This is a genomic window from Paenibacillus sp. J22R56 (assembly GCF_056269375.1).
Genome location: NZ_JBWDNV010000004.1, coordinates 404,531 through 428,811, shown reverse-complemented (window position 1 = coordinate 428,811; position 24,281 = coordinate 404,531). Strand labels below are relative to the sequence as shown.

Sequence of the window (24,281 nt, the reverse complement as noted above, 5' to 3'; positions counted from 1 at the left end):
ACCGCCTGTGCGGTGCTTCCTGTTTTTGAAAAACAATCGAATTTTGTAAACCCCTACCGCTTAAAGTCGGACGGATTCATTCCAGTATGCTTTTTGAACAGCTTGCTGAAATATTTGGGGTCGGTGTACCCTACTTCCAGACAAACTTCGAAAAGCTTCTTCGTTCCTTGCGTAAGCAATCGCTTTGCTTCTTCGATTCGGATACGGGTTAAATGACCATTAATCGTTTCCCCGGTTACTTTTTTGAACAGCAAGCAAATATGGGGAGGTGATACAAAAACTTCATTGGCCAAGAGTTCGATAGACAGATTTTCCGCGAATCTCTCATGCATGATCGACTTTAAGCGCTCAACCACTTTGTAAGAATTCGAACCCTGCCTTACGGCGTATAATGAGCTGTCATCCTCATACAAGGACAGCTTTTGATTCACCTCATGCAATGCCGTATAGTAGGAATCCTTCAAATCTTCCAAACGATCGACCCGATGGCCGATCCCGATAGTCACGCTTTGTCTCATAGTTTCATGAAAGACGCTTTGGATGTCAATGGCCAGCGCTTTAAATTTCTCCGTTAAATGTTCTTCCCGGATCTTGTCAGGTTCGGACTCGTAAAGCAAAACGACAAATTGGCATTCATACAACTCGAATACGATGCTGCCTGATCCGTCCAACCCAGCTTTTATCTCGCGGAGTAACCGCTTGGATAGCCGTTGGATATCCAGGGCGGAAAATTGCTTCTTAAGCGAGATATTATCATCCAAATAAATTGATACCGCCAAATAGCTTCCAATCTGGGGAATATCCAGCTCGAGAGATTCTAGGCGTTCTAAAATGTCCTCCTGAACTCCGATTTCCCCAAGTACAAGCATTTCCAGAAATTCCTTCTGCATCAACGGCAAGCTTTCGCGAAGCCTTGACTCCAGCTCCGCCAACCGCTGCTCTTCCATTTTCTCCAAAAGGCATATTTCCGCAGTTTTTCGGATAGTATGCTCGAGCTCTTGAATATCGATGGGCTTTAAAATGTAATCGACGATCCCTACTTTAAAGGCTGATTTCATATATACGGAATCCATATAACCGGTTATAAAAATAACCTTTGTCTGCGGGACATTCTTTTTTAACATCTTGGAGAGTGCGATGCCGTCAATGATCGGCATGCGAATATCGGTAAGCACAATATCCGGATTCAACTGTCCGGCTAGATTGATCGCATCCCTGCCGTTACTTGCTTGCGCCACTATGCGAATATTTAATTCGTTCCATTGCAAACATCTTCGGATTCCATCCAGCGTCCTTGGTTCATCATCGACAATCATCATTTTCAGCACTCGCTTCACCCCTTAGAATAAAAAAATTCTCCGTTTATGTTGTTGCAGAACTGATCACAAGACTGAAGCGGTACATATTGATTATCTGATAATAATCTCACTTTGTTTATGTAGGAAGGAAAATTGCGGAGAAAACCCCCGATATTTCCGCTCGTTCTAATCTGGGTGAAATGAATTTTAAAGCAATGTGATTTTCCAGAATAATCAGAAAATAGAGTCCGAAAATCTGCGTGGACGGTAACGATTGTGCAATTTGGAACAAACTTTCTCGCTTTCATTCGACTACTCTTTGTTCAATAGATAAAATATACTAGTATTATTCAGCGAATGTTGTCGAATCATTGTACTTCATTTAATATTTTCCGAGTTTTCATGTCTAATTAAATATTTGGATATAAAAAAACCCTTTATATAGTAGGTAGCCCTGTCCCGCTCAGCTCCAAATCCCTATACATCTCCCATACATTAGTCGCGTTAAGAATGTAGCTGGGATAATTCAAAACTTGAACTTCGCTGAGTTCTACCAAAATCATTAGCGGAAATCCATCGTGATCTGAAGCTAGGAAGAACGTTGCCCCACGACCCTCGATTTGGCCAGCCCGCTCGACACGCTGGCCTTCCGCTTTGCCATTTCGTTTCTGCTTATGTCCATACGGGTAGCTTTCGACTGGGCTGGGGTTATTGGCACAAAAAAAGGGTGTCCCTGTATGTTACAATTCACAAAGCATATTAATAAAGGAGAACGATAGGAATGAAAGAAATGGTGAACTGGAAGAATGGTGCTCACGGGCATAAATTTATAGCTTCATTTAGCGGGGGAAAAGATAGCGTCCTGGCATTGTATAAATCAATGAAGATTGGAGAACCAATCGGACTTATCGTCATGATGGAGGAAGAAGGGAAGCGTTCCAGATCGCATGGCATGCCTCCGGAGCTTATCCGCGCTCAAGCTGAATCGATTGGCTTACCTGTTTATACAACTGCTGCAAGCTGGGATGACTATGAGAATAAATTTATAACTCTATTAGAACAAGCTAAGCGTCAAGGTGCTGAAGTGTTAGTCACTGGAGACTTGGATATGCCTATCGACAACTGCTGGCATGACAAGGTTACTCAGATCGCAGGCCTTAAACTTGGAATGCCGTTATGGGAAATGGATCATCTAGAGGCTGTCGAGGAGTTTATAAATCTCGGATTTACATCCATTGTGGTTACTGTCAATTTGTCGCTTGGAATGCGGGAAGATGATTTGGGACGAACATTAACTCACGACTACATAAAAGAACTGCAAGCTCGTAATATTGACCCATGTGGAGAAGGCGGCGAGTTCCATACCACCGTCATCGATGGCCCCCTTTTCAAGCGTCCTATCCCTGTTCGCAAAGGCGACATTCTGAGGCACGGGGATTATGCCTTTTTGCCTTTGGAGCTGCTGGAACAGTCCATTTGAGCTGGTTTAAAATCGAAAAAGCACCGTGCAGGCCAGAGTCTGCACGGTGCTTTCCTTTTATCCGTGTGGATTCGAAATTATAGTGACTTCATTAACAATTGATACAAAATAACTGCCGCCTGAGCACGAGTTGCCGTTCCCTTAGGATCAAACTTGTCGTTGCCGATGCCATTGATGATGCCTGCCTGATTCATGACAGTCACCGCTTCTTGGGCATAGCTTGCAATGTCTTGCGCGTCGCGGAAGCCAGCTGCCGAATTCTCTTCATCCAGCGTAATTCCTGCTTTCATAATCGCTTGATATGCCATAGCAGCCATCTCTTGACGAGTAATCTTGTTGTTGATGCCAAACGATCCATCAGTCAGTCCAGACACGATACCAAGCTGCTGAGCTGAAGCGATCGAGTTATAATACCATGCGCCTTGCTTAACATCCGAGAAAGTACTTGTTGCGTTAGCTTGGTTCAGGTCAAGCGCCAGCATTAACATTTGGATGAACTCAGCTCTTGTAACCGAGTTGCTTGGTGCAAATGAATCTTTCGTCACACCACTTATAATTCCCCGTACAGCTAGTCCCTCAATACTTTCACTCGCCCATGCGACTGCTTTAGCATCTTTGAAATTTACAGGATTGGCGATAGCGGCGTATTTGCTGAAGTGCTTCGCGTTAAATTCCACCATGCCTGTATCCTTGTTGTAACGGCCATTCTTGATCACTTCGAGCTTGCCATCTTCCGTCAAATAGTAGATCACGACCTGACCCGGGTTTTCACCAGGCTTAAGTGTGTAAGGCACCGCTACTTTCACAGGCTGACTTTGACCGAAGCCTGTGATCTTCAGACCGTTAATACTCAGATTGAAGTCATATACGGTGTTCAAACCTACGAGTTTGCCCACTTCATCTGACAGTGAACGGTTGTCCACTTTAGCTATGGTTAATTCAACATTTGCATGACTTGCCGCACCTTCGAACAACGATACAGGCAGCTGTACAGATGCTAGTCCAGATGAAATTTGGATACGTTTAATGCCTGCTTCTTTGGCTGCTTTCACCTGATCAACCGGTATAGAGACCGTAACCTGCTTCATATTCTCGACATCTTGAACTTGTAACTTCATGGTACCAGCCTGCGCTTCAGATAGCGCCTTTTTCACATCATCGGCTGTGACTGAAGCTTTGGCATTACCATTTGCATCAACTTCTGCCCTCACTTCACCAGGCTTCACAGGAATTTGATCTGTAGGTGTTGATGGAGAAGTCCCCGAATTAGCACTTCTATTCGTTGTCGCTTGCGCTGCAATGGATAGCTCGGATTCACCTGCCTCATTGACAGCCATCACCTTGTAATAGTAGGTGGTCGACGACGACAAGCCGCTATTGAGGAAATTGGTTTCGGTAATTAGCTGTGTATTCACTTTGCTATAATCGCCATCTGCGGAAGCAGAACGATAGACGTTGTAGCCCGTTGCGTTGTCCGCAGCTGTCCAGCTGACCTCAATCTCGTTGTAGCTCTTCGCTTGTGCAGAAACATTGGTTGGTGCTGCAGGTGCTGCAGGAACTTCGACTTTTTTCGGCCAGTCAACCAGAAGCTGATCATCCGCGCCACCGGTACCCATTTTCTCTACTTTAATCCAGTTAATCGTGTAGGCATTGCCACCGCCGCCGCCACGAATGGCAATGTTGCCAATCAGGCCATTGGCATGCTGTGAACCGTCCAATTGGATTTCTGATGTTAATGTATAGCTTCCCATATTCACCATACCGCTGTTGAAGTACGCAGGTAATGCAGCAGCTACTTCGCTAGCTGAATACGGATGGCTGTTGACAGCCGCTCCATCAGCCTCGGTGTAACCGCCGTTTGTATCATCTTTGCTCCAACGTACACGAAGGGCGGTCGTACCTTTCGCGGTGTAGTTGAAGGTAAGACGATATTTCGTGTCCTTCTCCGGAGTAAAGGCTACTTTTCCATCCTCGCCTGCCGTCGACCAAGGCCACGCATTCGCGTTATTTCCTAGGATAATATTCGCGCCGGTCCAAGCGTCTCCATTACCCGCGTCATAGACATGGACGCCGTCAAGCAGCTCTTGCTTCGGACCGGTCTCCGGCTCAATGTATTCATGTGTTCCAAGATACGCAGCAGGATCTAGTACCGCCACCAACGCATCTTTGGCCAGTCCATCCGAAGTGAACAGCAGTGCAAATTCGCCGGCACGCCAGCCGGTTGTTGCATCTCTCACGCCGCAAATACTTACGCGATCGATAACTTTCGGGTTGTCCGTCTTGTTGGCTGAACCTGTCGCATACTTTTTGTAAATCTGGAACAACTCAGCGAACTTCATAGCTTGGTTGTTCTCATTTTCTGGAGTGAGAGCTCCAACAGGCGGGCTGCCGATATCCATCTCCGTAATATTGATACTGACACCCGGGAGCGTTGCGAAAAGCTTAATAGAGTTCTCGACATCTACCGCACTTGTGATCAGGTTGTAGTGTGATTGCATACCGATAACTTCAATTAATGGCTTGCCGTTTGGACGAACGCCAGCGTAACGCTCGTTAATGTCCTTAACCATCTCATAGACAACGCGAGCCTTGCTCGGTGAATCAAGACCAAAGTCATTGTAGATCAGTTTGACATCCCAATCTGGATGACTGTCCACCACGCTGGCCGCTTTCAAGAATGCGAGCTCAACCCACTCCCAGCCGAGCGCCATGTACCAGCCCTCTCCTTTAGCAAGCGAGGCTTTCCAGTCGTTCGGATTCGCTGTGCCAACAGCTTCATTAACTACGTCGATGCCTGTAAGACGTCCGCCGTAGTAACCAAGTACATTCTCAATATGATTATTGAGATTGGCTAGGGCGGTGCCTTTATCGAACGTACCTGGCTGTCCATATCTTGCTGGCGGCGCGTCCCACATCCACGTAGGTGTCTGTGAATGCCAAGCCAGTGTATGCCCGTAGAACAACATGTCTTGGTTCTGGCTAGTAAGGTTGTTGAACATAGTGTCTGTGCTGTCATACGTAAAAGTGCCTTTAACATTTTGCGTGCTCTCGGGCTTCATCTGATTGCCAGGTGTAAACGAGGCAAAATTATGGATCAAGGCATTATTCTCGCCTGCGCCAAAAATCCCCATAGTGAAGTAATCTTTGTAGACATCCTTCAGCGCTGGATATGCTTCATAAGTTTGGCCCGCAGGCGGGATTACGATCGCAGGCTCTTCGGTTTCTCCAGGCTCTGTGCCTGGATCGTCGATTCCTTCCGGCCAATTAACAAGCAGCTTATCAGCCGAGCCTCCGGCACCGATCTTCTCTACTTTGATCCAGTTAATCAAGAAACTGTTGCCGCCTGCTCCTCCGCGGATGCCGATGTTGCCAATCAGGCCATCAGCTGGCTGGCTGCCGTCCATCGTAACTTCACTAGTTAACGTGTAGGTTCCGGCATTCACCATACCGCTGTTGAAATAAGCAGGTATTGCGGCAGCAACTTGGCTGGCTGAATACGGATGAGCGTTAACAGCTGCGGCATCGGCCGAGGTGTAGCCGCCGTTTGATTCATCCTTGAGCCAGCGCACGCGTATAGCACTTGTCCCCATCGAGGTGTAATTGACGGAGATCCGATACGCCGAGTCTTTCTCAGGAGTGAAGGCTACTTCGCCATCCTCGCCTGCCGTCGACCATGGCCATGCGCTCGCGTTATTGCCTAGAACGATGTTCGCACCAGACCAACTGTCTCCGTTAGATGTATTGTAAATATGGACGCCTTGCGTTCCGGCCTTTGGCATACCATCCGGCCAATTGACCAGCAATTTATCGGACGCATCGCCGGCACCAATCTTCTCTACTTTGATCCAATTAATAGAGAAGCTATTACCTCCTGCTCCTCCTCGTATAGCAATGTTGCCAATCAGGCCATCGGCAGTTTGGGAGCCGTCGAGCTTGATTTCATTCACTAAGGTGTAGCTGTTGCCAGTCGACATGCCACTGTTGAAGTAGGCAGGTAATGCCGTGGCGACCTGGTCAGCCGAATAGGGATGACTGTTGACTGCTGCCGCATCGGCCGAAGTGAAGGAGCCGTTTGTATCATCTTTCAGCCAACGCATACGTATAGCATTAGTTCCAAGTGATGTTAAATTAACCGAAATACGATACGTCGCATCTTTCTCGGGTTTGAAGGCTGCTTTACCATCTTCGCCCGCCGTCGACCAAGGCCACGCGCTTGCGCTGTTACCCAGGATGATATTTGCGCCGGACCAAGAGTCTCCTTTGCTTGTATCATAGACATGAACACCGTCGACAGGCTCTTTTTGCTCCTGCTCAGGCTCATCTACAATAGGATTCTCCGCAAGATACGTGTCGGGATCAAGAACCGCTACCAGCGCTTCTTTGGCTGTTATGTCCGTTCCGCTTGGAGCATTGAAGAGCAGCGGTAAGCCATCATGCTTCCAGCTGTCTCCATCATTTGAGCCCCAGAACGTCACGCGTTCGATAACCTTCGGGTTATCCGTGTTATTCGCCGGACCCGCGGCGTACTTTTTGTAGATCTGGAAAAACTGTGCGTACTTTTGGGCTTGCGCCACAGCCTGTGCTGATGTGAGAGAACCCAGATTAGGCCATTCCATATCAAGCTCGGTGACGCTCACGCTTACGCCCGGCAGGGTTGCGAACAGCTTAATGGAAGCTTCTACATTCTCGGGCCTCGTGCTGCTGTTGTAATGCTCCTGCATACCGATGCCTTCAATTAATGGCTTGCCGTTCGGACGTGTGCCGGCGTATTTCTCGTTGATTTCCTTGACCATCGCGTATACGGTTTGAGCTTTGGCTTCGCTGTCGAGACCAAAATCATTGTAGTACAGCTTCGTATCCCAGCCGTTCTCGTCAATTACTTTAGCCGCCTCTAGGAAAGCAAGCTCAACCCAATCCGAGCCGAGAGCTAGAGACCAGCCTTCCCCTTTATCCAAGGAGGACTTCCAATCGCTTGGGGTCGCCTTGCCAATGGCTTCGTTCACCACGTCAATGCTGTAAAGCTCCCCGCCATATTTGCCAAGGACACTGTCGATATGGGTATTGAGATTGTCCAGCGCGGTATCCCGATCGAAAGTAGGCGCGTCCCACATCCAGTTGGGTGTCTGCGAATGCCACGCGAGCGTATGCCCGATCAATGCAATATCGCTGGACAAGGTGTTAACATTGTTCAGCAGCTCGTCCAAGTTGTTAAAGGTGAAATTGTCTTTGACGTTCTGCACGCTTTGGGGCTTCATCTCATTTTCTGGCGTATATGCGTTAAAATTGTAACGGATAAGGCCCGACCTAGGACCGGCCAAGGAACCGACCGTACCAACCTTGAAGTAATCCTTATACACGTCCTTCAACGCCGGGTATTGATCATAATTCAGCCCAGCTGGAGCAAGCTGCGACTCGGAGTTAGGCTCACTAGCAACCGCTATTGTTGCAAAGCTGGCGGATGAGGAAACCATCGCAGTAATGAGTGTCAGAGAAAGACATCGTTTCAAATTTCGCAAAATGGATATAGCCTCCTTTTTCTATTGTTTACACGGCATAAACTATGAATGCGCTTTCATAAGTGTAATTGTACTCATTTTCCTAACAAAACTCCCCAAAAATGTTACTATATACTTCTCAATTATTGCGATATTTCAAGTATTTAAGTACCAAAACTGAATCTATCCAAAAAATGTACAAAATTGTATTATTTAATTAATTATATTAAATCTTTATCCCGAAGGAGTCCTTATGAAAACAGAAGAACGCTCGCCTGCTGGAAGTATCATTTATCGTCACCAACCATCGAACCACTCTTTTACTTTTGCTCAAGCTAATGAGGTCTCCATTGATTTAATTTCCCAGCATGTTGAGAAGCATATCGGGCCAATTCAAGCTGTTTTCCATGAAATGATCTCCGATCTCATTCATCTGGATATCTTGTTCGTCGCTCCAACCAAAGAGAGAAACTACATTACCTTAATAACCTGCGGAATGAGTAATATATCTATGACAGTGCCTGATGGAGCGGAAGATTTCCGTTATGCCGAACTTATGATTTGTCTCCCTGCTTCTTGGGAACTATCTGAAGAAAGCTTTAAAAACGAAGAGAATTATTGGCCCATCAGAAGCCTAAAGACGCTTGCGCGTTTTCCGCATGAATACAAAACTTGGCTGTATGCAGGCCATACGATTCCAAATAACAATCCTGTAGAGCCCTATGCAAAAAATACAAAGCTGTCGGGTATGATGCTTACCCTTCCCACTACAGTCCAATCGCCGAAAGAGTTCTTTACGCTACCGATTTTACCAGGCAAGGAAGTACACTTCTTCAACTTAATGCCTCTTTATAATAGTGAAATGAGCTTTAAACTCAAGCACGGCTCGGATGCCTTATTAGAAAAGCTTGATAAAGCCGGCATTACTCCGATTGTTGATCCAGGACGCAAAAATACCTGCAAAAAGTGGTTAGGCTTGTTCTAATAGACAGAGAAAAGAGCAGTTCCTTCGATAAGAGGAACTGCTCTTTTCATAAACACTTAATGTATTCCGTAGCTCGGTGCAGCCGACTTGACTGGCGTCACACTGCCTTCAGCGCCGCTGCTATTCACCGCCGCGACCTTGTAATAGTACGTATTGCCAACGGCAGCCGTCGTATCCGTAAACTTCGTATCCGCAATTTTAGAGCCAATTACCGCGAATGTTCCGTTTGCTGCCGTCGAACGCATGACGTTATAACCCGCTGCCCCGTTAACCGCGTTCCAACTAAGGTTCACTTTCCCGCTATTAGTGTCTGTTCCGGCATTGAAATTGGCAGGTGCCGGCAATTTGGTAATGATAATTGGGCCTATGGGGCCGCCAGGATCAATTGGAATAACTTCAATGTTTGGTATCGGGACAAAGACGACATTACTTGGCTCACTTACTCCCCCTTGATCCTTAGCCATGACACGATAACTGTAGGATTTTATGAGAGAAGCTGATGAATCCGTATACGACACACCACTCACATCAGAGGCTATCGTCGTAAAATTCGTACCGTGCCCATCCGCGCGCTGTACGGTATACTCCACAAGTCCTCCGACGTCATTCCAATGGAGATTGACACTTGCACCACCCCTTGCTGCTGCGGTCAAATTCTGTGGTGCCGGCGGTGGCTGAACCGTGACCGCTACGGTTAGCGTTGAGGAAGGTTTGCTTTCGCCATGCTCATTCACAGCCGTAATTTGATAATAATAGGTTTTGCCGATCGAGGCGGTTGTATCCTTAAACTGTGTATTCGCTGTACGTCTTACGGTGAACGGACCACCAGGTGATTCCGAGCGTTTAATGTTATAACTCGCGGCATCTTTCACGGCATCCCAGCTCAGCTGGACGTCAGTTCGGTTGATAATCGTACTGTTGTATTGGCCAAGTGATGCCCGATAGCCGATCAATTTAGCCTTTACATTGCCGGGAGGCTGAGGCGGAGGACAATTTATCTCCATCTGATAGAGCTGATACTTCGCGTTTAACAGATTATATCTGAATTCATCAGAGGCTATCCAAATATCGTAGCCCGCGATCACATCCAACCGGAGAAAAGCGTCAACGTTGATCGCGTCGCATCTTCCCTGTTCGTAATAGCGATTATAGCCTGCTTCTATACCGGGATACAGGTCAAAGCCGGCATACGCCATATCAAGCAGTGTTAGCGTCAATTGAACGTCTGGTCCAGCGGCAATGCTCGCATTCGCTTTTGTATCAACGTCCAAGCTTGCCGAGTTCGTTGTGTTATCAATCCCGCGGAGTCCGTTGCTGGATGAAAGACTAAATCCCTCTTCCAGGTGGAAGTTGTCGGTGAAATTAACAACGATTGAAGCCCTGAAATCAGGATCGATTCGTAAAAACAGCTGTCCCTTAACGAAAACGCCGGTAAAGACAGGTACGTAGAATGGCGTAGTAAGTGGTATAAACTTAGGCGCATTTAATGCGCTGTTGCCTGTATCAGCCGCCGCGTGAACCTTCGTTGTAATATCGCCGATCAGCACAAGCTTCGAATAGAACTCCAGGTCGGTGTCGAACCAATCGAAATCGACATCAAGACCGATATCCGCATTAATTCCTACATTGCAGGCATTCAAACTGGCATCAAACGTCATGCCATCAAGCTTTGCATTATTCATGGCAATGTTGAAGCATGGCAAAGTCAGCGCTGCATAGTTTTGTGCGGTATAGGAAGACCCGCTTTGTGAGGCGAATGCGGATCTCTGCAGACCCATATTCACTTTCTGTAGACTTTGCCCGCTGGTCTGAATCGTAACGGATGAATTAATAGGCTTGAGCAGCTTTGGATCAATCATCTCCGTCGTACTTATATCAAGCTTGGAGAACACTTCCTTCAGCCTAGGAACGGAGGTTTTGACAACAAGCGAGCCGTTCTTATTACTGATCGATACTACCTTTTTCGCAATGCCGCCATAATACTTGTCATTTGGAGGCATGACGAACACATCGCCAACTTTTAGTTTCATATTCGGATCGTTAATGACCCAAGTCGAGCTATCTATCATCGAATAATTCTTACTAGTGCTTAGTTTCACTTCAGGTCTGTATTGGACAATTTTGCGGGGAGTTCCAGGGTTCGTCGGTTCACCCGATGAATAATGAAGAGCACGCGAAAGCATGACGGCCGCTTCCGCGCGGGTCGAAACATTTCCGCCTTTGAAGCTGCCATCCGGCATCCCTCGAATAATTCCTGTCTGCAACGCAGCCTCTATTAAACTCCGACTCTGTTTGATGTCCGCTTGATCTTTCAGCTTGCTTATTAGCTGCTCATTGGTTCCCGGCGAAAGCTTCAGCGCTCTGACAATCCAAATGGCCATCTCGAAACGGGTAATTGGCTGACCTGGCTTAAATTTGCCGTCCGGATAATCGGTTAGCAGCAAGATTCCGTTTTTTAATCCCGCCGCAATATAAGGTGCGGACCACCGTGTGGCTTCGACGTCCTTAAATGGTTGTGAAGCGTCTGTGCTTTTACTTTTCCTTAGTTCCACCAGCATCTTCAAAAATTGTTCCCGCGTCACTTGACCGGAAGGCCTAAACGTTCCATCCGTGAACCCCGCCACGATTTTCGCCTCGGCAAGCTCCATAATTTCGTTGTATGCCCAGTGCGACTGAATATCGCTGAAGACAGGACGCCCGGACTGCTCTGCCTGACCTGCTCCATTGCTATCATTCGCAGCAGCGGCCAAAGTCGGAGGGACAATGCTAACCAGCATACAAAATGTGGTCAGCAGGATGAGTAAATGTAGGCTTCTTCTAAAAATAAAAACACCTCCCATTAACCTAAAACAACCAGCTTTCAATGGACGCACTTTTCCCAAAACCACCTCAACACTAACATTACTGCATTAAATTGGATATTATTCGAAAGTAGTAATCCATGTTAACTGCAACAAGAAAACAGACTCTCGCCGTGCTCTGTTTTGAACTCATAACCTTATTACGTTAACCGCTCCGCCCATGATATACAGATGCTCCACTTTGGAAGGCAGCCCCAGATCCTTTTGCAGCACATGCACAATATGGGTGAGTCTGCCCGCTGTCAGGCGTCGCCGATGAATAAAGAAAACACCACAAGTAGGTTTGAGGCATATTTGATATTGGATCACAACAAAAAAAGCAGCTGCACAGGTTTCGTACCTTGTACAACCACTTTTATTTCCCTTGGATCAAACATTGGATTTCATCCAATATTTACGCTAAATTGGGTATAGCTTCGAACCTTGATTGGAATAAATCCAATAAAATCCCCCACTTATACGAATCTACTGTCATTCTCGAGAGTTCTATTGGAGTACATCCAACGTAGGCTTTTTCTATCATTCTCCGCGTATCATTCTATTGGATATAATCCAATGTAGCTCACGTCTTTAGACGGATCCAAGAGATCCTATTTCAGTTACACCGTCAAATACTTCTTAATGACTTCATCACTCAGCGCCTCAAGGCCGCCTTCCCATGCGATAGCACCCTTCTCTAACACGTAAAAATAGTCCCCAACACTCCTCACAAAATCAAGGCTTTGCTCCACCAGCAAAATCGATGTCTTCCCATCCGCCTTAATGGATCGGATCACATCACGAATGTCATCGACGATGGATGGCTGGATGCCCTCGCATGGTTCATCGAGCAGTAGCAAGTCTGGCTTTGAAGCGAGTGCCCGAGCAAAAGCCAGCTGCTGCTGCTGGCCGCCGCTTAGATCGCCGCCGCGCCGAGTGTACATCGTGGGCAGCACAGGGAACTTGGCGATCGCCTCCTCCGGAATGGACTGGAGCTTATTATCCCGCGAAGCCTCAAGGCCGACCAATATATTCTCATAGACGGTCAGCTGTCCGAAAATTTCACGTCCCTGCGGCACATAACCGATTCCACTCTTCGCGCGGCGTCCCGGCGCGGCCTTCGTCAGTTCACGTCCGTTGTAAGCGACCGTTCCTTTTCGCGCTTTGAGCAAGCCCATAATACTCTTCATCAGCGTCGTCTTCCCGACACCATTACGTCCAAGCAGGCAGACAACCTGCCCAGGTTCTACCCGCAGGGTGACATTACGCAAAATGATGCTTTCTCCATAACCCGCTTCAAGCTGTTGAACGGCTAACATCTGCATCCCGCCTTTTCCCTAGATAGACTTCAGCTACACGGTCATCCCGCTGCACCTCTTCCATCGAGCCTTCCTTCAGCAGCTTCCCTTCATGCATGACCGTTACCTTGCTCGCAAAATTACGGACAAACTCCATATCATGCTCCACCACAACGATTGAACGATGCCGGGCTATCTCAATTAATAGTTCGCCTGTCTTATCTGTTTCTTTATCGGTCATCCCTGCTACAGGTTCATCCAGCAGCAAGACTTCCGGTTCTTGAAGCAGCATCATACCAATCTCGAGCCACTGCTTCTCGCCATGCGACAAGCCGCCCGCCCGCCAATCCGCCTTATCCTGCAGTCCAATCATAACAAGCTGCTGCTCGATACGTTCCCGCTCCTCCGCCTTCATCCGGGCAAACATCACCGTAAACACGCCGCGCCGCTGGCGCATAGCAATCTCCAAATTCTCGAACACCGTCATCGATGGAAAAATCGACGGCGCTTGAAACTTGCGTCCGATGCCAAGTTCGGCGATCTGATGCTCTTTTTTCTTCGCGATATCGATGGATTGCTTGAAGGTAACGGAGCCAGTCGTCGGCTTCACCTTGCCGCAGATCACGTCCAGCATCGTTGTTTTACCAGCACCATTTGGACCGATTAGAAAACGAAGCTCTTCTTTCTGCAAATGCAGGCTCATGCCCTGAATCGCTTTGAACCCATCAAACGCCACCGTCACCTCATCACACTGCAGGATGCTCGATTCCGTCATGCTCCGCCTCACTCCTAACCTGTCTTGTTTTGCTGAACTTGAGCTTACTGACCAGTCCCGCCAGCCCGTTTGGCAGAAAGACAACAACAAGGATAAACACGCCGCCGAGGAAATACGTCCATCCTTCCGGATAGGTCGTGCTGAACTCGCTTTTCGCCCAGTTCATCAGCACTGCGCCAATTGCCGCACCGATCAATGTGCCACGGCCACCAATCGCAACCCACAGCACCATCTCAATCGAAGGAACGATCCCCATCATAGAAGGCGAAATAATACCAACATGGAGCACAAACAGCATCCCTGCAATCCCCGCAATCGCAGCCGACAATGTGAAAATAACCATTTGATAAACAGCCGGATTATAGCCGATAAAGCGAACCCGGTTCTCTCCGTCACGGATAGCGCGAAGCACTTTGCCGAACCGGCTTTTTACGACATAACGGCACAAGATAAACACTGCCGCCAGCACCGCCGCCGTCACCCAATACAACATCCGCTTCGTATCCGGCGAAGCAATGGATTCCCCTAATATTTTGCTAAAACCCGTAACACCGTTCGTCCCGCCTGTATACGCCTGCTGACCAACAAGCAGCGTTGTTGTAATGATGACAAGAGCCTGCGTAAGAATGGTGAAATAGACGCCGCGAATCCGGTTGCGGAAGGTGAATAAACCAAGAAACAGCGCCAATGCAGCAGGTATGAGGATCCCCATAAGTACCGCAAATCCGAAATTCTCGAATGGCCTCCAGAACCACGGCAGCTCGCTTAAACCGCTCCAGCCCATAAAATCCGGAAGCTTACCGCCACTTGCTTCAAGCTTCAGGTACATCGCCATCGCATAGGCACCAAGACCAAAGAAGATGCCATGCCCTAAGCTAAGAATACCGGTGTAGCCCCAGATCAGATCAAGACCAAGCGCGACAATCGCAAAAGCCAAGAACTTGGCAAGCAGATTTAACCGGAAGTCGCTTAAGAACAACGGAGCTGAGAACAGCGCAGCGGCGGCCGCTGCATATCCAGCGAGCAGCCATAAACGTTGGGGAGATAATTTTCTTAGTGTCAACATCGATTCTCCACCTTTCTCTATGAATCAAGCGAACGCGAGCGCATCGCGATGAACCCCATCGGTCTCCATTGCAGGAAGGCAACGATACAGATGAATACGAGTACTTTGCCAAGCGATGCATTCGTCCAATATTCGAACATCGTATTAAACACGCCGATCCCAAGCGCACCAAGCACGGTACCAACCAGCTTGCCGACCCCGCCAAGAACCACAACCATAAAGGCATCTACAATATAATAAGTGCCAAGCGAAGGTCCAATTGGACCAAGCAGCGTAAGCGCACATCCGGCAATGCCTGCAATCCCCGAGCCAATTGCAAATGTCATTGCATCAACGCGGCGAGTCGATACGCCAAGGCATGCGGCCATGTCGCGATTTTGCATAACTGCCCGCATTCTGCGCCCTTCAAGGCTGCGGTATATATAGAAGTACATCGCAAGCAGCGTGAGAGCGACCAGTCCGATAATAAATAACCGCTTGTATGGAAGCACCGATCCAAGGAAGGTAACACCACCATCCAGCCAGGACGGACTCGTCACCGCAACGTTTGGCGCCCCGAAGATGGATCTCGCGAGCTGCTGCAGCACTAGACCAACACCCCATGTAGCGAGCAGGCTGTCGAGTGGTCTGCCATATAGAAACCGAATGAGGCTCATCTCAAGAATTAGGCCAAATAAGAAGGCAATCAGGAAGCTGACAGGGATCGCAAGCACGAAATACCAATCGAACATTGATTTCGGCAAATAGTCGTTAAATATATTTTGCGTCAAGTACGTGGAGTAAGCGCCGATCATAATAAGCTCCCCATGCGCCATATTGATGACCTTCATCAAACCAAACGTAATGGCTAAGCCAAGCGCAATCAGCAGCAAAATCGAACTGACGCTCAACCCATTAAACAACTGCAACGCAATTACTTCCATACACCTTCAGCTCCTTCCTGATTTCCGCCACAAAAGGAAAAGGAGCATTCGAAGCAAAATCCTGTCGAATACTCCCCGCCTTAATCGCTGCCGCTTAGCTTAAGCTCACCCGATTAATCTGTCGGTTTGATGCTTGCTGCCCAGTCGTAACCTTTCAAGAATGGATCCGGTTTAACCGCATCTCCGGAGTTCCACAGCTCTTCAAACTGTCCGTCTGCCTGCACTTCGCCGATCCTCACGGTTTTGAAAATATGCTGCGTTTCTCCATCAATCTTCACTTTACCTTCAGGAGCATCCCACTCGAGCCCTTTCGCCGCCTCTTTCACTTTATCCACGTCGGTCGAGCCTGCTTTCTCTACTGCAGCCTTCCACAGGTATACTGCGGTGTAGCCTGCTTCGATAGGGTCTGCCGTTACGCGGTCTTCACCGTATTTCTTCTTATAGTTCTCAACGAACGTCTTGTTCGCTGGTGTATCCGTCGTTTGATAGTAGTTCCATGCAGCCAGCTGACCTTGCAGCACGTCTACGCCGATGCCGCGAATTTCTTCTTCGGCGACCGATACGGACAGTGTCGTCATATCTTTAGCCGTAATGCCTGCATCCTGCAGCTGCTTGAAGAATGCAACGTTACTGTCACCGTTTAGTGTGTTGAACACAACGTCCGGCTTCGCTTCTTTGATTTTACTGATAATTGTGCTGTAGTCGGTATGGCCAAGCGGCGTATATTCCTCTCCAACCATTTCTCCGCCTTTTGCTTTCAATTGCTCTTTGATGATCAGATTTGCTGTACGAGGGAATACGTAGTCTGAACCAAGCAGATAGAACTTTTTGCCGCGATTCTCAAGCAGCCAGTCGACCGCCGGAACGATTTGTTGGTTGGTTGTTGCACCTGTATAGAAAATGTTAGGGGAAGCTTCGAGGCCTTCATATTGAACCGGATACCAGAGTAATCCGTTCAATTCTTCAAACACCGGTTTCATCGCTTTACGGCTGGAAGACGTCCATCCTCCGAACACGGTTGCGACTTTATCTTCCGAGAGCAGCTTACGCGCTTTCTCAGCAAAGGTTGGCCAGTCGGATGCGCCATCCTCTTGGATTGCTTCGATCTTCTTGCCAAGCACACCGCCAGCTGCGTTAATTTCTTCAATCGCCATCATCTCAGCGTCCCGAACGGATACCTCGCTGATTGCCATCGTTCCGCTTAAAGAATGCAACACCCCTACCTTGATTGTGTCACCGGTTGCAGCTCCCGAGCCGTTCTCTGTTGTTGTGGATGCAGGTTCCTCATTGTTGCCGCAAGCTGCAAGCAGTAAGCTAAGTACCACTGCAACAAGCCCCATCTGATAAAACCATTTCTTTTTCATCTCTCCACTCCCCAACTCTTCTTTGTTTTTGTTCTAATCACGAACATTAAAATGGATTGCATTTCCATCGTTCGCATCATCATTATAGGAGGGGGCAATTTTCATGTCAATATACATGACATTTAAATTAAAAAATGAGGAAATTCGCCTCATTAATCGAGGGACTTATGGCATTTTTCGCCAAAGTATGTCATGATCCGTAGCGATATAATCTGGTTACCAACAATTTATACCATTAAATTAACAAATAATGTTATGTTTATTGCATTCGATCTGCCGATTAGAGACCAAAGTGATGGCTCCTAGGTCGTACATGAGATCACAAAAAAACAGTGCACGATATACCGTGCACTGTTGCCATGCTACCTTAACCTATGAAGCCTCTGCCTGTTCCGCAGGCTGCTGATACAAGAATAATACGTAGTCGTTCATCGTAGAAGCATATCCCAACTGTCGCAGCATAGTGGAAATATTCCCCCTATGGTAGCTTCCATGATTAACAACCTGAAGTACGATCTCTGATAGGCGTGTTTCTCGTATTCCGGCATATGGATTGTTTAGTGTGATGGTTCGATCCAAATCAGACTCACTGCTAATCCATTCTCTGAATTGTTCAGATAGCTCATTGAAAAGGATGACGTACTCATCAACCGTCTGAAGGATACGCCCATTTAACGGCATACACTCTTGCAGCGCTTCTCCCATATCGGTGCCCGTTAACACCATATACCACATTTTATCAACGGCATAAATATGATTAAGTGCATGGGCAATCGTTGGGAAAGAGCTGTTCACTTCCTGATGCAGTACAGCGGCTGGCAGCTCCTCGATTCTCCCAAGGATCGTCTGGCTTGCCCAAGTGTGGTAGTTAAACATTTCTGATGGATAATTCATCATGTATATCGTCTCCTTTTTGACTGGTCATGTTGTCATTATAAAAAAAGCAGTATGACAACAGTGTGTCATACTACTCGTAAAGTTGGAGTGTTTTTTGAAGCTCTAGTTTTAAGATATCTCTTAGTCCACTAGGCTCGAGCACTTCGGCGCCGCTGCCGAAACTCAGAAGAATAGCCCATAGCCAGCAGGCTTCCAGTGGCTTATACACCGGGATCCGCATCGTCATGCTGCCGTCCGTATGAAAGGATTTTTCCACATGACCAAACTGATCCATCGCTTCCGCCAAAGCTTCCGGCCCAAGCCGGATCACCACATCTTCTACATGAATCTGCTCCCCCACAAATGGGCCAGCCTCCTCAGGCACCTCCTGATGCGGCTGAAAAGTATGCTCTGTCAGGGATAACTCCACCATCCGGGAAAGCCGGAACTCCCGATAATCACAGCGCGTTCGGCAATAGCCATACATATACCAGTTGCCATACTTGAAATGCAGCCTGATTGGTTCCATCTCACGGTTTGTCCGCTCATTCTTCCCACTAATGTAATCAAACCGGATAATCGTCCGTGCCGAAATGGCTTGACGTAGTAGAGGAAGGACTTCGGGATCCATCCGGCGGGTTTCAAAATCTACCGCTAAGCGGGAAGTCTGCTGTTCCGTTCCGATCGTTTGCAGCCTCTCGATTGTCCCCTGCGCACGCTCGTCCTCAAAGACGGTGGAGAGCCCCTTCAGTACAGTGATCAAGGAATCGACGTCATACGAACCGAGCAGACTTCTATCCATTTTGAATCCGTCCATCATGCCAAAGCCGCCCTTGTTCCCCTGATACGATACAACCGGAAACCCCGCCGCACAGATTACATCGACATCCCGATAGATCGTTCTCTGAGAAACTTGGAACTCTTCTGCCAGGATAGATGCCGGCAGCACATCGTTATTAAGCAGCTTGTAGATGATGGAGATCAAGCGTTCTAGCTTCATAAATACCTCAACCTATTTCATATTGTTGCTCACTATCATACCATCAACTCCGTTAACGGCTCCAGCCATTTGCCAGAACTCGACTTCCAAACAGCTCCTCATCAAAATCGAGACCAAAACCAGCTTTATTCGGAACGTAGAACTGGCCATTCTCCACCCGATAAGCAGATGTATCCATGCCTTCGATTGCGATATCATCGTATTCGACGAACTCGAAGTTATTAATCGCAGCAGCAATATGGCTAAGAGCGAAGATGCCGTAGGCGTTACCGTAACAATGCGGTGCAGAACGAAGTCCCGCTTGGTCCAGATCCGCGCCAAGCTCCAGCCAATGCGTAAAGCCTGGATAAATAATGTCATATTGCAGCACGTCAACAAGACCTTTTTTCGCCCAATGGACGAGATGTGGAGATGCAAGTCCCTCTCCATCGGCAATGAGTACGTTTTGTCCACGTTCACGAAGCCACGCTTTCAAATCCGCGTACAAGGCATCATCCTCGTGAAAAGCCTCTTCGACCCAATGAAGATTCACATCTTGGACGGCTGCCAGCACTTCTTTGGTCAAATTCAAGTTATAAGCATTGTTGGCATCGATCATAATCTTCCCCGCTGGTCCGGCAACTTCGGCGACACCATGAATGATCGCGATATCCCGCTTCGTCCCTTCCCACAGCGGCATGTGCCTACCTCCGCGGCCGACTTTAATTTTGAAATTCCGATGACCTTTGGCGAAACCCTGCTCCGCTTCCTCTTTGAGCAGCGCCACTGCATCCTGCTCATTCTGCAGGTGAAGGTCATCGAAATACAGCGAAGTATCATAACAAGGGACAACAAGCGGCGAACCCGGCTCGCGATTGACAGCGGTTACCAATTCGTATACAGGAGTATTTAGTCTGCGACCCAGCCAATCCAGAATCGGATATTCAAGCGGAATACGATACGGTTCAAGCACCCTGCCGCTCTCGTCGAACAGATCGAGCAGCCTCATGCCAACAACGGCTTCCGCCAATTCCTCCGACAATGATCCCGTGTGACCAAAGCCCGTCTGACCGTCAATCGTAATTCGCGCGATACGAACCGAACAATTTTTACCGTGATCTCCAAGCCTGCCGTTCGAACCCGCGCTTCTTGCACGCTCACCTGTAAGAGTTGCAACCTCAATCTTCTCTACTTTCCATTCTGGCAAAATATTTGAGATTTTCATTCGCGTATCACTCCTATTAGTTAGTCAGCTATATTAAGCTGTTTGATAACGTCCCGCCTGAAGCTGGAACAGACGAGCATAGCTTCCATCAAGGCGCATTAGCTCATCATGGCTCCCTGATTCAATAATTCTGCCGTTCTCCATCATATAGATTCGATCAGCAAGCCGTGTCGTTGACAGTCTGTGAGAGATAAAGATAACCGTCCTGTCCTCGGCTGCCTCGAGCATCGCCCGATTCAGGTTATACTCACTAATTGGATCAAGTGCACTAGAAGGCTCATCCAGAATAAGGACCGAGCAAGGCTTGGCAAAAGCCCGTGCGATTGCGATCTTTTGCGATTCTCCCCCTGAGAATATTTGCCCTTCCTCCGAAAATTCACGCGTCAGCTCCGTTTGCAAGCCTTTATCCAGACGGCTCAAGCGGTCAGCAAAATCTGCCTTATGCAGGGCTTGATAGATCCTGTCATTCACCCCCTTATCCTCAACAGCCACCTGATCCATCCAAACATTTTCCGCCAGGCTGGCCGCAAAGAGCTGGAAGTCCTGGAATGCAACACCAAACGCAGCGCGGTAGTTTTCTGACCGATAAGCTTTGATATTACGTGAATCGTAGGCGATCTCGCCTTCCGTCACATCATAGAGTCGAAGCAATAGCTTGATCAGCGTTGATTTGCCTGCCCCGTTGTAGCCGACTATAGCAATCTTCTCCTTGGGCTGAATGTTCATGTTGATATCAATAAGCGTTGGCTGATCGCCGTTCTCATAGGTGAAGCTGACATGAGACAACCTAAACTCCTTCGGCATGTCAGGCATTGCTACCGGTAGGGCTGGTTCTTCCATCCGCGGCTCTTCCTCCAGAAATCCGCGTAATTTCCGAATATAGAGATTGTTTTTCTGGAAGGCCGTCACCGAATCGATCAGATTGTTAAGACTCCACCCCATTGTCCATACACCGTTTGTGACGGCAGCGAATGTCCCGTAAGTAATCGTATGCAGGACAATCACTTGGTAAGCGGTGAATGCGAAATAGATGCCGTCCATGAGCAGCGAGCGAAATACGAAGTTATTCAATACCTGATAAACGATGATACTAGGCGAATATTTACGTACAACCTGCTGCATAGCGAAGTTTGCATCCCGGTAATCCTCCATGAGCGGAGCCGTAATCCGGCTGGTCCGCAGCTCCTTGGCATAGTCAGGCAAATAAAACACCCGGCTGATGTAGCTTTTCTTGCGCTCAAGCGGCTTGGACTCCAGCTCACTTTTGAAATGAACCTTATTGCTCATGATTGTAAGTCCGAACCTTGCAGCCATTCCGACAATGACAACTACAACGCCAAGCGGATTTAAGGTGAGCAAGGCAACAAGGATGCCAGATACAGTAATGACGTTCTTGAGAAGCGCCGCCGCATGATCCAGCACAACTGCCGCCTTACCTTCGGTTTGCGAAGCTGCCCAGACGAACTGATTAAAAAATTCCGGATCATGATAACGAGAGTAATCCATCTTGATTGCCTTCAGGAAAAGCTCCTCCTGCATAGCTTTATTCAGCCTCTGCAGTTGAATCGGCGCGAATACTTCGTAGACATAGGCTGCCGCTGTCTGGATGATCGAACCGTAGAGCAGATATCCCCCTGCAGCAAGCAGCACAGGTACAAAAGACTGGCTGACAGTTACTGCGTCTACAACGAGTTTGATCAGCAGGATCCCCCACATGACGTCAAAGAGGCCAAACAGCGCTTGCATGAACAGATGCACCACGGCGTAGAGAGGGACAATCCGGAAGACATAGCCGAGCATAAAAAGATTATTGCGAATAATTTCGCCCCGCTTACCCAATTTTAATGGCCTCCTCTCTGTAAGACTCCGCCTGCTTGTGGAACATATCTGCGTATTTGCCGCCGCGCGCCATCAACTCTTCATGGTTACCACTCTCAACGATCTGGCCATGCTCTAACAAGAAAATACGATCCGCCAGCGCAGCCGAGGAAAGCCGATGGGATATAAAGATGACGGTCCGGCCTTCCGATGCTTGCAGCAGCAGCTCGAACATGTGGTACTCCGCTACAGGATCAAGTGCACTAGACGGCTCATCCAATATCGCAATGCGGCTGTCACTGGCGAACAAACGGCCAATCGAAATCTTCTGAACCTCGCCACCGGAGAGAACGAGCCCTCTGTCGTCGAATTCGCGAGTCATCACAGAAGCTGCCGATCCGCCAAGGCTGGCTATTTTCGAATAGACACCTACCGCCTCCAGTACTTCTTCCGCTTGTTTATACTCGCTTGCCGAAGCCCTTCGCATAAACAGGTTATCCGCAAGTGGCATCGCCATCACTTTGCAATCCTGGAACACCGTACCGAAGATCTCCCGATAACCCTTTACCTCGTAATCTCCAGCGGCCACTCCATTCAAGCGGACGACCCCATCTGTCGGATCGTACAGCCGCATAATTAACTTAATTAATGTGGATTTGCCTGCCCCGTTGTGGCCAACGAGGGCGATCTTCTCGCCAGGCTCCACCTTGAAATGAATGCCGCTTAATATCGGCTGAGCTCCGCCATCATACTTAAATCCTACCTGCTCCAGCTCAAGCCTCGGCTTCCCTCCATCCGGCTTACGCCCCGGTTGACTTTCTGAGATAACCGGCTCATACCGCAGAAACTCCCGTACATTTTCGATATAAATGCCGTTTTCCTGTAGGTTCGTGAAAAATCCTGATACCTCCGCAACAGAGCGGGATAAATTATTAATTGCGTTAAGCATAACGATAAATTGAAAAGCTTTAATTCTATGAAGCAACAGCACACTAACAGCCGCATACATCATGGCCAGCGGGAAAGGAGCGACTCTGCCAAACACATCATCAAGCGCCCGGTATTTCGCTGCCTTTCTGCCTAAATGAAGAAAGTTCCCACGCATGACACCAACTGCCCGATCATAGCGGCTGAGTAATATCCGAAAAATATTCGACATTCTGAGCTCCTTGGCGAAGCTCTCGAGGTAAGCGATCCGATTGACGTATTTGCTCACCCGGACTGGGGCAGTATTCGCTTTGTTAAGCTCATACAGCGCCCGGTTGCGGCGCACCGTAATCGTCAGTTTGGTCACGGCCGGAAGAATCATAAATATAAGTGCGATTGGATCAAGATAAATGACGGTAAACATAAGCAGAACAAACGAAGTCAGCGCGCCAAAAAAATTAGTTAAATTGTCCAGAACACTAGCCATTCGAGTATCGGCTTCATTGCCCGCCCGGGTATATTTGTCATAAAACTCTGCATCCTCGTAGCAAGCGAGTTCAACCTCTGCAGCTTTCTCGAACAGCATACGATTCAGTTCCTGGGAGATCTTCAGATCACACACCGGCTTGTACCGATTCTGAAACCATTCAGAGATGAGCGTTAAGGAGAAGGACACCACCATCATAGCCGCAATAAAGACGAGAACATGCACATAAGGCGTACCATGCTCGACAGCGCCAAACACGTAACCGATGAACAGGATGGCATACAAATAATCGATTCCATAGTTCAGCATGCTAAGTATGAATTGCAAAATAACCCGCCGCGGAGCAGTCCTGTACGCGGTGCCCAAAAAGAACATGTTGTTACTCCAATAGGAGCTTAATTGCTTGTAAGTATCCGATTTATTCGTCATCTAGCAGCTTATCCCC

The 24,281-nt window shown here is 48.1% G+C and carries 15 protein-coding genes; 2 read left to right on the top strand and 13 right to left on the bottom strand.

Annotated elements, in window-relative coordinates:
* Positions 1-53: 53 nt before the first annotated feature.
* Complete coding sequence (locus AC0YNT_RS12585; RefSeq protein WP_475804957.1) at positions 54-1,319, bottom strand: response regulator; 1,266 nt, start codon at positions 1,317-1,319, stop codon at positions 54-56.
* A 760-nt stretch (positions 1,320-2,079) separates the two neighbouring features.
* Here AC0YNT_RS12585 and AC0YNT_RS12580 point away from each other — a divergent pair.
* Positions 2,080-2,778 (top strand): Dph6-related ATP pyrophosphatase, encoded by a 699-nt coding sequence (locus AC0YNT_RS12580; RefSeq protein ID WP_475804867.1) that lies wholly within the window; start codon positions 2,080-2,082, stop codon positions 2,776-2,778.
* A 77-nt stretch (positions 2,779-2,855) separates the two neighbouring features.
* Here the strand turns inward: AC0YNT_RS12580 and AC0YNT_RS12575 are convergent, their stop codons facing one another.
* Positions 2,856-8,294, bottom strand: coding sequence for an endo-1,4-beta-xylanase (locus tag AC0YNT_RS12575; protein ID WP_475804866.1), 5,439 nt, complete (start codon positions 8,292-8,294; stop codon positions 2,856-2,858).
* A 232-nt stretch (positions 8,295-8,526) separates the two neighbouring features.
* On the opposite strand from AC0YNT_RS12575, the gene AC0YNT_RS12570 reads away from it, so the two are divergent.
* On the top strand, positions 8,527-9,258 hold the full coding sequence (locus tag AC0YNT_RS12570; RefSeq protein WP_475804865.1) for a suppressor of fused domain protein: 732 nt from the start codon (positions 8,527-8,529) through the stop codon (positions 9,256-9,258).
* Between the two features lie 56 nt (positions 9,259-9,314).
* Here the strand turns inward: AC0YNT_RS12570 and AC0YNT_RS12565 are convergent, their stop codons facing one another.
* From AC0YNT_RS12565 to AC0YNT_RS12515, 11 genes are all read right to left on the bottom strand, one after another.
* Positions 9,315-12,035 carry an S-layer homology domain-containing protein gene (locus tag AC0YNT_RS12565; protein ID WP_475804864.1) on the bottom strand — a complete coding sequence of 907 codons (2,721 nt, stop codon included), beginning with the start codon at positions 12,033-12,035 and terminating at the stop codon, positions 9,315-9,317.
* Positions 12,036-12,718: 683 nt separating this feature from the next.
* Positions 12,719-13,417 carry an urea ABC transporter ATP-binding subunit UrtE gene (urtE, locus tag AC0YNT_RS12560; RefSeq protein ID WP_475804863.1) on the bottom strand — a complete coding sequence of 233 codons (699 nt, stop codon included), beginning with the start codon at positions 13,415-13,417 and terminating at the stop codon, positions 12,719-12,721.
* Complete coding sequence (gene urtD / locus AC0YNT_RS12555; RefSeq protein WP_475804862.1) at positions 13,395-14,171, bottom strand: urea ABC transporter ATP-binding protein UrtD; 777 nt, start codon at positions 14,169-14,171, stop codon at positions 13,395-13,397. Before urtD ends, urtE begins: the two co-directional genes overlap by 23 nt.
* On the bottom strand, positions 14,143-15,237 hold the full coding sequence (gene urtC, locus AC0YNT_RS12550) for an urea ABC transporter permease subunit UrtC (protein WP_475804861.1): 1,095 nt from the start codon (positions 15,235-15,237) through the stop codon (positions 14,143-14,145). Before urtC ends, urtD begins: the two co-directional genes overlap by 29 nt.
* Positions 15,238-15,254: 17 nt before the next feature.
* The gene (gene urtB, locus AC0YNT_RS12545; protein WP_475804860.1) at positions 15,255-16,160 is read right to left on the bottom strand and encodes an urea ABC transporter permease subunit UrtB; all 906 of its coding nucleotides are present in this window, start codon (positions 16,158-16,160) and stop codon (positions 15,255-15,257) included.
* Positions 16,161-16,273: 113 nt separating this feature from the next.
* A complete protein-coding gene (gene urtA / locus AC0YNT_RS12540; protein WP_475804859.1) occupies positions 16,274-17,524 on the bottom strand; it encodes an urea ABC transporter substrate-binding protein in 1,251 nt (416 codons plus the stop codon).
* Between the two features lie 372 nt (positions 17,525-17,896).
* Positions 17,897-18,418 (bottom strand): DinB family protein, encoded by a 522-nt coding sequence (locus AC0YNT_RS12535; protein ID WP_475804956.1) that lies wholly within the window; start codon positions 18,416-18,418, stop codon positions 17,897-17,899.
* Between the two features lie 73 nt (positions 18,419-18,491).
* Complete coding sequence (locus tag AC0YNT_RS12530) at positions 18,492-19,400, bottom strand: helix-turn-helix transcriptional regulator (protein WP_475804858.1); 909 nt, start codon at positions 19,398-19,400, stop codon at positions 18,492-18,494.
* A gap of 52 nt (positions 19,401-19,452) precedes the next feature.
* Positions 19,453-20,604, bottom strand: a complete 1,152-nt coding sequence (locus AC0YNT_RS12525) for an enolase C-terminal domain-like protein (protein WP_475804857.1) — start codon at positions 20,602-20,604, stop codon at positions 19,453-19,455.
* A 33-nt stretch (positions 20,605-20,637) separates the two neighbouring features.
* Positions 20,638-22,443: an ABC transporter ATP-binding protein gene (locus AC0YNT_RS12520; protein WP_475804856.1), complete on the bottom strand. Its 1,806-nt coding sequence runs from the start codon at positions 22,441-22,443 to the stop codon at positions 20,638-20,640.
* On the bottom strand, positions 22,436-24,265 hold the full coding sequence (locus AC0YNT_RS12515; protein WP_475804855.1) for an ABC transporter ATP-binding protein: 1,830 nt from the start codon (positions 24,263-24,265) through the stop codon (positions 22,436-22,438). Before AC0YNT_RS12515 ends, AC0YNT_RS12520 begins: the two co-directional genes overlap by 8 nt.
* Positions 24,266-24,281: the final 16 nt, after the last annotated feature.